The sequence below is a fragment of the Devosia soli genome (assembly GCF_000970455.1).
Classification (GTDB): Bacteria; Pseudomonadota; Alphaproteobacteria; order Rhizobiales; family Devosiaceae; genus Devosia; species Devosia soli.
In genome coordinates this window covers 93,116-106,307 of sequence record NZ_LAJG01000005.1, presented here as the reverse complement: position 1 = coordinate 106,307, position 13,192 = coordinate 93,116, and the positions used below count along the sequence as shown (strand labels likewise).

The following is a 13,192-nucleotide window of genomic DNA, read 5'->3' as shown; positions in this document are numbered from 1 at the left end:
GGAAAAAGTGGGAGCAGGACTATGCCCGCTCCCAGGTCAGGATTAGTTGGCGGCCTTTAGGCCCCATTCCTCGATATTCATCGTCGTGCCGTACTTGGAGGGATTGACGAAGATATTGGCATAGCTGTCGGAAAAGACGGCCATGTTGGTGATCGGAAAGAGCGGCACGACGATACCGTCGGCCAGAAGGGCACGGTCGAGTTCGTTTGTAAGACGCGCCGTTTCGGTGTCGTCGAGGGTGACCGAGATCTGCTTGATCAGGTCATCCACCGTTTCAGAGGAATAGCCGAAGTAATTGCGTGCGGCGCCCGTTTGATACCATTGAGCAAGAGACAGGGCCCCGAGGTCGAGCGCCGTGGCCGTCGTGTAGATGTCGAAGTTGCCAGCCTGTGCTTCCGGTGTGTAGCGCGAGCGATCCGCAGCATCGATCGTTGCCGTGATGCCGAGCTTGGCAAGCTGGGACTGCGCGAGCTCTGCGAGCTGCACGCGGATCGGGTCCGTCGAATAGGTGAGGATTTCGAGGTCGCGCAGCGGCGTGCCATCGGGCTTTGTCAGCTTGCCATCTATAAGGGTGTAGCCGGCACCTTCAAGCAATCCCATTGCACCCTCGATGTCGCCCGTGCCTACGCCAGTGGCGCCCGTATTATCTTCGAGTTCAGCTTGCCCCGGAATATAGGCCGAGCTGGTCATCGGCACGGCACCATCGACAAATTGGCCCACCGTACGGTTGGTCATGTCGGCAATATCGAGCGCTTTGGTCATCGCCTGTCGCAAGACCTTATCGGCCATGACATCGCCATCGGCCTTCAAGCTGAAATGGTAGTAGGTCAGCGTGGGTCCGATCTCGACATTGACGCCAAACATCTGGTTGACCTGCTCGACCGTGTCGAGTGTCGCACCCCCATAGACTGCGTTGATTTCGCCGTTTTCGAGCGCAGTGATCTGCTCGCCGATGGTCGAAATATAGCGGAAGCGGATGGTATCGAGATGTGTGGGATTGCCATACCAGGCCGGGTTCTTGACGAGGTTCATCACCACCCCGTCCTCATAGCTCTCAACCATATAAGGACCGCCTGAAACGGTTGGCACGTTTTCCGAAAGCCCGACATTGAACGAGGTTGCCAAATCCCCGTAGGTCTTGGCGACATGCGCCGGAAGAATAAAGGGAAAAAGTGTCTTCCACGGTGCGAAGGGCGTCTCGAACGTGACGCGAACGAGCTTGCCGCTGTCATTGCTCTCGATCGAGGAGACGAGGTCATAACCCTGGGTGAAAGCCGCCGAGCAATCGGCACAAGCACGCGGATCCTGCACCTGCTGAGTGTAGCGGAAATCCTCTACCGTGATCGGCGTGCCGTCCGACCAGACAGCTTCGTCACGGATCACATATTCCACGACCATCGGATCGGTGCTGACCACGTCGGCCGAAACCAGGAACTGGCTATTGAGCGTGACACTCGCGTCAGTCGCGGTCAGAAACGGATGTGGATAGAGCGGCCACTGCTGCTGGCGATTGGTAGTGATATCACCAGTCGCAGAAACGGGGTTCCAGTTCGGCGGAGAATTGGTCGAGGCGATTATGAACTCACCGCCGTCGGATACGGCGACCGGCTGAGCAGATGCCGGTGTGGCAAGAGCCGCCAGAGCCAGCGTCAAGACAGCCAGCGAGCAGGTTGAACGGGCATACGACAACGGAGCTTCCTTTCCCCAGAAGGCTGGGAAATGCAGTGGAACAGGCGGCTCAAGGCCGCAATCCTCGGCCCCTCAGCGCGAATTGAGGCTAGACCCGCGCTTTTGTTTTGGTCAATATAACTATGTTCATAAACATAAATGTCTGACGAAGGTGGGGATATGCTGGAACGGATCGTCAAGCGTGTACCCATGCGCAACCCGAGGGCCCTGAGCCGAACTATCATGGAGATGGTTGCCGAGGGCGAGCTGTCGCAGGGCATGCGCATGCCGACTGTGCGTGAGGTCGCGGGGGCTCTCGGCATGAGCCCCGCGGGTGTCGCGGCAGCGTGGCGCGAGCTCGTGGATTGGCGCGTCCTCGAAACGAAACGGCGCGGCGGTACGACAGTGTTGGGGCCAGCGTTGCCGCGGCGCGCGACACGCTACGATGTGATGATGAAAGCCTCCGAAGGCATTCCGCTCAACCTCGGACACCTGACGCCGGACAAATCCATTCTGCCCCCCCTCGATCGCGCTTTTGCCGCAGCACTTAGGGATGCGCGCGTCCATGACGCAGCCCCCGCGCCGATCAGCGAAATGCTACGCGAAGCCGTCGAGCCGAACTGGCCTTTCCAGCCTGGTTTCATGATGGCAACCCATGGGGGGATAGCTGCAGCGGAGCTGGCCTTACAGACTTCGGTGCGTCCTGGCGATCGTGTCATCGTCGATTCCCCGACCGTGTCGCGGATACTCGACATCCTTGAATCGCTTGGTGCACGCGCTGTGCCGGTGACCTATCGGGAGGGTGGTCCAGATTTGGGCGAACTTAGGAAGGCCCTCGCGATGCGGCCGGCTGCCTTTGTCTATCAGCCGGTCGGCAATCATCCGACGGGATGGTCGGTGACGCCCGATTGGATCAGGCAGGCTGCCGATCTGCTGGCTGAGGCGCATATGCCCATCATCGAACTCGTCCAGGCGCCTTTGATGCATGCCCAACCGTGGCTGTCGCTGGGCACACGATTGCCGCGGATCGTGGTCCACGTACACGCGTATAACTTCTTTACGGGCACCGATCTGCGAGTCGGTGTAGTGGGCGGCAGCGATTACTACATCGATCGGATGTGGCAGAAGCTGACCTTCTCATCCGGTTGGGTTAGCCGAATCCTGCAAAACGCACTGGCGTTCCAACTAACCGATCCGGGCGCTCTGAATTCACTGCGCACCTATGTCGAAACCTGTCGCCAGCGCCACGGCACTATGCTCGATAGCCTTGGACGCGTTGGGTTCACTCTGCCGAGGACCGACGGACCGACGATCTGGCTGCCGGTCCCCGACGAATATGTGGTGACCAACCAGCTCTCGAGCCGAGGCATCGTCGTTCATCCGGGCAGCTATTTTTCGCCCGCTCCGCTTGCCTCCGATCATGTCCTCATCAATGGCGCGGCGTTGGGCGGCGGTCATGACATGGTGGCGGAGGCTATCGGGTCGATTATTTCAGGTATGTTCCGACGTTCTTCCGAGATTATTGACCTCTGAATGTCAGCGCTCGAAGTTCCGCCAAACCTTCTTCTCGAGACACTATCGGGCGGTAAGCCAAGTCCCTTTCGGCCTTGCGGATGTTTACGGTGTTTTCGATGGCTGACGCGGCAAATGCCTGCAGGGTCAGCGGTGGAGCAATCCGACCCGCGGTTGCGGTGTGGAGCAACTCCCCAGTCACGGCCATGGTACGAATGATGGCGCGCGGGACAGTTTTTGTCGGCGGCGCAATGCCTTGGGTTTCGAGCAGGGCCGAAACAAAGGCGCGAAACTGGACGGGCGCCCCGTCACTGACGAAATAGACCTCGGCGCTGGTCCCGCGGCGAAGCGCATATTCGACTGCGTGGCAGAGATTGGCGATATGAGTTGTCGAGGTCAAATAGGTCCCGCCACCGATCCAGGCCAGCTTTCCCAATTGGGCCATGTCGACCAGCATGCGAAGACCAGTTGTGTCATCGCGCCCCCAGACCATTCGCGGCCTTAGGGCTATCACGGCAAAATCGGAAGTGGCGGCCGAGAGAGCGATTGTTTCGGCTTGTGCCTTTGTTCGGGAATAATGGCCCGCGGGCCGGCGGGGCATGGGAATTGTCTCGTCGACATTGATGAGCGGACTGCCATCGGCGAGGACAGAGTCGCTGCTCAGATGCACGACACGGCGGACGCTGGCTTGGCGCGCCGCGGCGATGACGCGACGGGTACCTTCGACATTGATCGCGGTCTGGCGGGCGGTGGCCACCCCATGATCGGTGTCGGCTGCCGCGTGCACGAGTCCATCGCAGCCGGACATCGCCCCAGCCATCTCGGCGTGAAGGATATCGCCGACGAAGATCTCGGCACCCAATTGTTTCAATCTCTCTGCCGAGGTCTCGGAGCGCACCATGGCCACGACCGCGACGCCGTTTTCGAGGAAATGCCGCGCAAGATTTCTGCCCACATAGCCAGCAGCACCGGTGATGAAAACACGCTCAATCTGCGCGTGCGAGAGGGTGGCCGCTCCGTTGGCGGCGATAGGTTGGCGATGCATGGATAATCCTGAAAGAGGTTTAGGGGAGTTCGACTTCCCTCGGCAGGGTTTGGCTCAAGCCATGGATTTCCCGCAGGAGCCGTGAGCGCTCCTCGAGGGGGAAGTGGTGGAAATCGAGATGCTCAAGAAACTTGAGGCCCTCCAGCGCCAGATAAGCAAGGAGAGCACCGCGCGGCGATGTCGAGGTTTCCAGCAAGCGTGAAACGACCGATGCCTGGCTCTCCTGCATTTTCTTACGCAGCGAGGGATCGAGCGTCAAAGCCGCACTGAGATTGAGGGCGGCTGCGCGGAATTCTTCCGCCGGTGGTTCGGCAGCAGCCAGGAGCCGGCCTTTGATCGCGAGGTCGGCCTCGCTCTCAACCGTTGCCTCGCACTGTGCATGGAGTGCGTCATCGCGGCGAAAGGCGCGATCGACAACAGCTTCGATCAGGGCCTGCTTAGACTTGTGGTCGTAAAGGACACTGGCTTTGGTGATGCCCGCCTCTTTTGCTACCGCTTCAACGGTAAGATTGGCCGCGCCATTTCGGGCGACAACCCGCTCTGCCGCATCGAGAACCCCGTCCTGGTCAATTGCGCGCCGTCTACCCATCACTGCACCAATTTATTTCCGACCATTCGGTTATAAATAGCTGCCCGCGATGTTGTCAACCGAAGCATCACTTTTGCCCGCTAGGAAAAATTATCACGGGGCCATCGACTAAAAGGCTCTCCGTCCGTTGCGCCATCTCTAGGAGCACATTCGATGTCCATGCCGCAGATTTTCGCCTTCTCCGTCATCGTTCTGATGATGGGGGCCTTCGTCTGGGGCAGGTGGCGTTATGATCTCGTCGCAGTCGGCGCTCTGCTAGCTTCGGTCGCCGTCGGCATCGTCGCGCCCGAAGATGCGTTTTCGGGACTATCGGACGATATCGTCGTGATCGTCGGCAGCGCTCTGGTCGTCAGCGCGGCAGTAGCGCGCTCCGGCGTCATGGAGGTGGCGGTGAGGCGCTTTGCGCCGAATCTGGGTTCGCCCCGGGTCCAGCTCATCGTGCTCGTGCTGACCGTTACTTTGCTCTCGGCCTTCATCAAGAATATCGGCGCCCTCGCCATCATGATGCCGATCGCCTTTCAGATGGCGCGAAAATCCGGCGTGTCGCCCTCGCTCTTTCTGATGCCGATGTCGTTTGGTTCGCTCCTTGGTGGCCTGATGACGCAGATCGGCACTTCGCCCAACGTCATCGTTTCCCGCGTTCGTGAAGAGCTGACGGGTACCCCGTTTCATATGTTCGATTTCACCCCGGTCGGCGCGACGCTGGCTGTGGTCGGTGTCATCTTTCTCGCCCTCTGCTATCGCCTGCTGCCCGAACGTGCGCCGGCCACGAGTTCGATGGAGCAGGCGATCGTCATAAAAAATTACACGACCGAAGTGCGCGTACCGGCTGAATCGCCCAGCATCGGCGAGACAGTGGGCGCTATCCAGCGTCTTGGCGGTGGCCAGGCCATGATTACCGGCATTATAGCCGCCAATGGAAAGCGCCGCTTGCCCTTGCCCGATTCCATCGTTCATGCCGGCGAACTGCTGATCGTCGAAGGTGAGCCTGAAGCGCTCGATCGCATTGTCTCGCAAGGCAAGCTTGCCTTTTCCGAAAGGCGCGACCAGGCCGCCTCGACGCGCGAGGTCGGTGTCGTCGAAGCCGTCGTCGGTGACAATTCGTCGCTCGTTGGCCGCAGCGCCAAGGAACTGGCGCTGTTCGATACGGAAGGCCTCAACCTCCTTGCTGTCAGCCGGCGCCAAAAAAGGCTGACAGAGCGGCTTGGCGACATCCGGTTCAAGACAGGCGACGTGCTGGTGCTGCAGGGTGATCTCGATACACTGCCCGAGCGCCTCCGGGAGTGGGATTGCCTCCCGCTTGTCGAGCGGAATCTTACCATCGGCACCATCCGCAACGGATTGATCCCGGTGTTGATCCTCATTCTCGCAATGGGAAGCACGGCGCTTGGTCTTGTCTCCGTACCCATCGCCTTCTTTGCAGCGGCCGTCGCCATGGTCGTGACCCGCACCGTTCCACTGCGTGATGTCTATAATCACATCGACGCGCCGATCCTCGTCATGTTGGCAGCGCTCATTCCGGTCAGCGATTCCCTCAGAACCACAGGCGCAACGGATCTGATCGCGAACTGGCTTTCTGGTACAGCCGCGGGCCTGCCTGCCTATGGGGCGCTGGCGCTGATCCTGGTCGTTGCAATGGCAGTGACACCCTTCCTCAACAATGCGGCGACGGTTCTCGTGATGGCGCCGATCGCGGCGACTTTCGCAGCGGATCTCGGTTATCAGCCCGAAGCCTTCCTTATGGCCGTAGCGATCGGGGCCGGGTCTGACTTCCTCACGCCCATCGGGCACCAGTGCAACACGCTGGTGATGGGACCGGGGGGCTATCGTTTTGGAGACTATTGGCGTCTGGGTCTGCCGCTATCCCTGATCGTCATCATAGTCTCTGTGCCCATGCTGTTGCTTGTCTGGGCTCTTTAGGCGGACGACTACCTCAATTTTCGTTCATTGCGATCGATTGCATCGGCGGACAGGCGGCCCTCGTGTAAGCTCGAAGCTGCGTGCTGGAACGCAGCCTTGGATGACATAACAAACTCGGCATCGGTGATGCATCGGCGCTTCGATAGAGTCCTAAGTTGGCGTCATCCCGAAAACGGTGCGCATGTAGGGGGGTGGACACCGGGTCATGAGCACGGCGCGCGATCAATTGGAGGCGTGGGCAGGCGCTTTGCTGACCCAACGGGTGGGGTGAATGTTTTTCGCGTTATCCTCGATGCCCGACAGGCCCGGGCCGACGAGATTGCGCACGACGATCCAGTGAAGTGGAATGATGGCAGTGTCATCGACGAGACGGGCTTCAACGCGCGCCAGAATGCGAGCGCGTTCTGCAAAATCAGTTTGCCCATTGGCTTCGGCGAGCAGCGCATCGACTCCACCGTCGCTGTAGCGCCCAGAATTGAATTCGGACGTGCTGCTCATCAGCTCCAGAATATTGGCCGGGTCGGAGACATCGAGAATCCAGGAGAGGCGTCCAATATCGAAGTCGCCAGCTTTTAGCGCCCTATAGTGATCGTCGGCGGAGGCGCTGAAGAGTTCGACATCCACCCCGATCGGACACCACATCTCGGCAATCTGCTGGGCAACCTTCTGGTGCACGTCGCTCGATGTGCCGATGTAGCGGATTTGAACGTTAAGCGGCTTATCAACCGTATATCCGAGCGAAGCCATCGTCGTACTTGCCTCGACCACGCGGCGCTCAAGCGGCCAGTCTGCCCACTCGGGTCTGAAAGGCTCCACACCCTCATAGTTCGCAGTGCCTTCAGGCACGATGCCGTAGGCGGCAGTGCGCGGGGAATGGACCCCTTGCGGGTCGAGCGCTCCGCGATCAATGGCCATGGATAGCGCCCGGCGCAGTGCTTTTTGATCAAAGGGCGGCTTGTCGAGATTGAGCGCAAGATAGGCAAGGCCAAGGAAAGGCACGACCTGGCTTTGAACGGCCGCATTGGCATCGATCCAGGCATTGGCGCTGACAGGTAGATCGTAGAACATGTCGATCTCGCCATTCTTGAATTGCTCCAAGGCCGACGGCACGTCGCTGACGGCAAGATAGTTCACCTCTTCGACTGCGACATCGGCGCTTGCATAGTAGTGCTCGGATTTGACCGCAGTGGTCCGTTCGCCTTCGCGTTTTGTGATCGTAAATGGGCCGTTGCAGCGAAGGTCCTCCGGCTTGAGACCGGCACGGCCGCGGGCGGCGAGAACCGCGCTGGGCACGGGATAGGCGGTCGAATGCGTCAGCGTCTGGAGGAAGAACGGAGCGGCGTGCTCAAGCGTGATCTCGACGCGCTTCTCGCCCAGCACCCGGACGCCGAGATCGGCCATTGGCATGGTGCCCGCCGCAATCGCCGCTGCATGGCGGATGGGAAACTGGAGATAGGCAAACTCGAAGGCGTTGGCCGGATCGAAAAGCCATTGAAAGGCGGCAAGAAAATCGTCGGCAATCACCGGGCTGCCATCGGACCATCGGGCCTCGTCGCGCAGCGTGAAGGTATAGACGGTGCCATCGGGCGAAATTGTCCAGGATGCGGCCTGGCCGGGGATGGCTTCGCCGCGAGCGTCGGATGCGACCAGGCCCTCGAAGCAATCGACCAGGGCAAGCGGGTCGATGGGTCCGAAGGCCGTTGGATAAACGGAGATGGTTTCGGGCGTGTGCGCTAGGGTCAGCGAGACGGCAAGCGCGGGATCAGCGGCTGAGCTGAAGCATCCCAGGGCGAGCAGTGCGGCCCGGACTAAAGAGGTCAATGCAGCTTACCGCCGGTCTGTTTTCTGTTCCCAGAACCAGTTGTTTCCTATTTTCTCCAGCAAGGGAAGGACTTTGCGGCATTTCAGATTGCTGCAACGCTGGGCAGGGCAAAACCATAAAGGCCCCAATAGGCAACGCAGATGAGCCCAAGCAGAAAGACGCTCGGCGGAAGATGACCGGGCTCCCGGGCACGAATGAGCGTTGCAAAGATCGCAAGGCATTCGAGCGCTCCCAGAAGCAGCCCGAAGGGACGCAGGGTAGGGACGAGAAGCAGCAGGCCCACCGCGAGGCAGACCGCGGCATTGACGAGATGCCACCAGCCCGGAAAGCCCCATTTCACAAAGCTTTCGCGCATGGGCTTGGGGCCGATGGCGCTAACGACAGCATCGCCGATAAAGAAGATGGACAGCACGCCGACAAGTATGAGTGCCCAGTGAAAACCGAAAATCATGACAAGACCTAGTGAAGAGGAGAGTGTGCGGCGGGTTGTCCCGCCGCGGAGGGATCAGAACTGAACGGCGAGGTTCGCCTTGACGCCATGCTGCTGCAGGCTCGGGCTCAAATGGCCGCCGTAGGAAAAGCCGAGATCGACATTTGGGCTGATGTTGAAATCCAGACCGGCTTCGATAACGGCGGCGTCTGAAGCTGGCGAGCTGCCGGCGACGGTGAAAGACGAGCCTGTGCCGAATGCGTGGGTCGAGTTGGGGTCGACGCCCCCCAGTTCATGGCGCCAGCCGATCATTCCATGGGCTGTGGCCTGCATTTCACCGATCGCGAAGCTGGTCTCGCCGCGCAGACCCAACGTCAGGTGCGTCGTGCTGGCATAGGCGCTGCCGCCGGAAAGCGCTGCCGGGCCGCCTTGTTCGGCAAATCCACCGGTGTAGAGGCTTGCATGCGCCAGATTGACGAATGGCTCGACGATCAGCCCGCTGTCGAATTCGAACTTGTAGCCGATCTCGCCGAAGACCTGCCCGGTGCCGCCAAGGCGGGAGCTGAAGAGAGCGTCGGTGAAACCGGGAATTGAGACGGTACGGTTGGTTTTTATCTCGTGCTGTGAATAAGCTGCACCGAACTTGAGTGTCAGATTGTCGATCTCTCCGCCGCCGTAAATACCGGCGTGGTAATTGTTCGCCGTGGCTGTCGATCCGCGATCGCCCACATTGACACCCGACTGACCGAAACCGAGCATGGCGCCCAGCATCCAATCCTGGTTGAAGGTTGCGTCGGCGCCGACGAACAGATTGCCTGCGCTGAAGCCGGTGCGCGCTGCATTGCCGTTGGCGTCGAGCACGCCGAGGTGACCGCTCGCACGGCTCCAGAGGTTTATGCCGACAGCCTTATCATTGGTTTTGGCTGCGCCAAGCTGGGGAAAGGCTGCAGCGACGCGGTCTTCCATCGCCGCGCCAACGTCCTGTCCGGCGGCGAGGAGGGCGCTTTGCGTCGAAGCATATACCTCGCCCGAAAGCTGATCGAAGCTTGCGCGAGCGTCGTCGGCGCCAAGGGTAAGGACGCGATCGTAAAGCAAATTGCCTGGCCCAAGCGTATCGAGAGCACCGGCACTGGCGCGCTGATTGGCGGTGCTGGCGATATCGGCAAACTGGACCTGATTGCGCGTCAGGAGAAGGCGCACGTCGTTGGCATTGTACGCCAGGCTTGCTTCAAGAAACGCAAGGTTGGCGCTGACGCCGTCGAATTGCCCGTCAACGCCACCTTCGGCACGGAGGAAGGTATATTCGACGCCGGCAGAATAATCGCCGCCGCTTGCCAGCGCCACCACCTCGCCACCGAGATGGGCGGTGCCGTCGACCTCGAAAAGATCGGAATTGCCTTGGTCGTCGACCTTGATCTCCATCGTGGCGGTGTCGAGCATGTAAAGATCGCCCGCGATTGAGAGTCGACCAAAGCTCGATGCAGCCCGCGTTTCGGGAAGCGGGAAGGCGCTACCGGCGGCTATAGTGCCGGCGACGTCGGCGTTGCCGATAGCGCCTGAGCCCTGAAGCCGTCCGTCCTCGCTGACGGTGACACTCCCGATAATGCCGTTGACCTCAAGGGTACCGCCGCGCACTTCGGTGCCACCGCCATGGCTGTTGCCATGGCTATTGAGCACCAACATTCCCCTGTCGGTTTTGACAAGTCGCCCGGAGCCGGTGAGGTTCGAGTCGATAAAGGCAACGTGGTCTTCGCCGGCAGCAGTTCCGTCGCCAACGCGGACGATCCGGTCTCCGTCGACCAGTTCGATCCTCCCGCCATGGATGTCATAACCACTCGTCGCAAACTGCATGCCGGTGACGGCGACCGTGCCGTCAACCTCCACCTCGCCGGCATTTCCTGTAAAGACAACGAAGCCTGGCGTTGGCGATTGCGGCCCGTTGGTGAGACCATCGGCGCTGGTGAAGCTTTCAGTAGTCGCCCCCCAAACGCCATTGCCGCCGTCGATGGTGCCATTCTCCCACAGCGCAGCATCGCTGCCGTCCCAGAAGAGCGTGTCGCCTGCCGCCGCGACGTGACGGGTAACATTGACCTGACCTGCCACGCTTGTCTGGATGTCGAGATCGCCAGGTCCGAAGCCGGCTGGGAGGCTGCCGATATCGAGCCCGTTGTCGATCAGGGTGCCGCCATAGCTGAAGAGACGATAGATACCAGGATCGAAGCCGCCGACATCGACGATATCGAGCGTTCCATCGAGCGTTAGATCGTCCCGGACATAGAACAGTTCGTCAGTGCTCAGGGCGCCGAATTCGGCTAGGATGCGGGCATCGGCGCCGAGGACAAGATTGCTCATGGTCAGACGGGTTCCATCGTAGCCAGCTAATGTTCCGCCATTGACGGTGACATCGCCCAAGCGGCCATCACCAGCCAGTGTACCGCCATTGAGAATGGTGCGCATGCTGCCGAAATCATTGGCGACGCGGACCGGACCGCTCTCGATGCGAAGGGTGCCACCATAACCCTCATTATCGCCATCGAGGGTCAGGAGGCGCGAGCCGATCATCACGATCCCAGAATCGGCTGAGCCTGTGAGCTGGCCCTGGAACGTCGACGTCGTTGCCTGCGGGTTGAGCGTCAAGGTGTAATCGTTTAGGGCAGTGGTGCTCGTGCTGTTGGCCGAAAGTCCGGCGATCTGCTGGTCAGCGAAGATATTAAGGCGGGTATTGGCATTGAGGATGTGCAGAGAATTCTGCGCCAACGCATTCTCCATGTCCGCCGTCAGGGTGCCGCCGACGATGTTGGTATTGCCGCCATAGCCGGCATAGCCGGAGACGATCAGCTCGCCAGCGCCCGTCTTGGTGTAGCCGCCACCAAACGACGACCCCGCAATATTGCCCGACAGCGTGGCGCTTCCGCCTGCGACATCGACCACCGACGAGCTTCCGCTGCCCGTCTGCAATGTGTTGGCGAGCGTGACCCCATCGCCTAATCGCAAAGTGCCGCCTTGGAAGTAGACATCGCCAAAACCCAGAGCGGCGTTGTCGAGCGCGACGATGACGCCGTTTTGGAGGGCAATCCCGCCCGCAAAAGTATTGGCATTGGTCAGGGTCAGCGTGCCGGCGCCGGTCTTGATAATCTCGCCCGCGCCCGAGATGAGGCCATTGAGCGTCAGGTCGTTGTAGATCTGGAAATACTGATTGCCCGAGCTGCCAAAGAGCACAAAATCGTTCTCAAGCGCGAGCGCACGGCCGAGCGGACTGTTGAAATAGGTATAGCTGCTCATGGTGACGGCGCCGGCGCCGAGAGCATTCTCGTGGAGCGGTGTCAGGGAGCCTGAGACGAGGTCGGTCCCGCCCGAATAAGTGTTATCGCCTTCGAGCGTCAGGCTGGCATTGACCACCAGCCGTCCGTCGCCGGAGAGGAGCCCGGTATGCCGCACGCGCTGGTTGCCGCCGAATTCTGCGGCACCCGTGATGTTGACCTGGTTGGCGAGGACGAAGTTATCGATGTCGAAACGCAGCCGGGTACCGTCCAGCATCGAAATCGGCCCCGTGCCGGCCGCATTGGCGTTGGCTAGCGCGATAGTTCCCATATTGACGTCGAGCCCGCCAGAGAAGGAGTTGCTGCCGGATAGCCTCAGAATACCATAGCCCGCCTTGCTGAATTTGTAGGCGCCTGAAATGGCGCCTGACTGCGTCGCAAATTCGTCTGTCGCGACAGTGCCCACCGTTTGGCGGGTCATGACGATCGACGTGCTACGCGTTTCTCCGTCGGTGTAGGTGACGGTGTCAACCTGGGCGCGCGCTGGCAGGACCATGGCGAGAACCGCAGCGGAAGCGCCGAGGAGCAGCCAAGTCTTCGTGCGTCGCCGCCGCTGGTGCAGGGTGGAATAAAGTTGGCCGAATGGGCGTTGCGCCATGTCTGTCTCCAAGCAAAGCCAGCCGCACGCAAAGCGTTGCCGGCGACGGATGCGCAGGGCATCCGAACGGTCAAAGAATTTCGGTGTGTGGCCGTCGACGCCCCGAGGTTGTGCGCGTTTGGCCTTGAAGGCAGCTCGCCCTGCAGATGCGAGCCGCCTCGTGCCGCGACGGATGTCCCTCCCTCTTCGGCAGGCAAACGATTAGGCGGAGCGCAAAGACGGCGCCCCGTCTAAGCAAACGGGGCGGCCCGATTTTTTGCCCATTAGGCTGGTTCAGCGTTGCCCGTC

At 60.4% G+C, this 13,192-nt stretch carries 8 protein-coding genes; 2 read left to right on the top strand and 6 right to left on the bottom strand.

Going from position 1 to position 13,192, the window contains the following annotated elements; translation table 11 throughout:
* Positions 1-42: 42 nt before the first annotated feature.
* Complete coding sequence (locus VW35_RS01195) at positions 43-1,689, bottom strand: ABC transporter family substrate-binding protein (RefSeq protein ID WP_046141198.1); 1,647 nt, start codon at positions 1,687-1,689, stop codon at positions 43-45.
* Positions 1,690-1,848: 159 nt separating this feature from the next.
* Between VW35_RS01195 and VW35_RS01190 the strand changes: the two genes are divergently transcribed.
* Complete coding sequence (locus VW35_RS01190) at positions 1,849-3,201, top strand: aminotransferase class I/II-fold pyridoxal phosphate-dependent enzyme (RefSeq protein ID WP_210165908.1); 1,353 nt, start codon at positions 1,849-1,851, stop codon at positions 3,199-3,201.
* Here the strand turns inward: VW35_RS01190 and VW35_RS01185 are convergent.
* Both VW35_RS01185 and VW35_RS01180 read right to left on the bottom strand, forming a co-directional pair.
* Positions 3,188-4,225 carry an NAD-dependent epimerase/dehydratase family protein gene (locus tag VW35_RS01185; RefSeq protein WP_083982291.1) on the bottom strand — a complete coding sequence of 346 codons (1,038 nt, stop codon included), beginning with the start codon at positions 4,223-4,225 and terminating at the stop codon, positions 3,188-3,190. The two genes, VW35_RS01190 and VW35_RS01185, sit on opposite strands and share 14 nt — an antisense overlap.
* Positions 4,226-4,244: 19 nt before the next feature.
* Positions 4,245-4,814, bottom strand: a complete 570-nt coding sequence (locus tag VW35_RS01180) for a TetR/AcrR family transcriptional regulator (RefSeq protein WP_046141196.1) — start codon at positions 4,812-4,814, stop codon at positions 4,245-4,247.
* Positions 4,815-4,967: 153 nt separating this feature from the next.
* Between VW35_RS01180 and VW35_RS01175 the strand changes: the two genes are divergently transcribed.
* The gene (locus tag VW35_RS01175; protein ID WP_046141195.1) at positions 4,968-6,734 is read left to right on the top strand and encodes an SLC13 family permease; all 1,767 of its coding nucleotides are present in this window, start codon (positions 4,968-4,970) and stop codon (positions 6,732-6,734) included.
* A 222-nt stretch (positions 6,735-6,956) separates the two neighbouring features.
* Here the strand turns inward: VW35_RS01175 and VW35_RS01170 are convergent, their stop codons facing one another.
* The 3 genes from VW35_RS01170 to VW35_RS01160 form a co-directional block, all read right to left on the bottom strand.
* Complete coding sequence (locus tag VW35_RS01170; RefSeq protein ID WP_046141194.1) at positions 6,957-8,555, bottom strand: peptide ABC transporter substrate-binding protein; 1,599 nt, start codon at positions 8,553-8,555, stop codon at positions 6,957-6,959.
* Positions 8,556-8,638: 83 nt separating this feature from the next.
* Complete coding sequence (locus VW35_RS01165; RefSeq protein ID WP_046141193.1) at positions 8,639-9,007, bottom strand: DoxX family protein; 369 nt, start codon at positions 9,005-9,007, stop codon at positions 8,639-8,641.
* Positions 9,008-9,061: 54 nt separating this feature from the next.
* Positions 9,062-12,904: an autotransporter domain-containing protein gene (locus tag VW35_RS01160; protein ID WP_046141192.1), complete on the bottom strand. Its 3,843-nt coding sequence runs from the start codon at positions 12,902-12,904 to the stop codon at positions 9,062-9,064.
* Positions 12,905-13,192 lie beyond the last annotated feature (288 nt).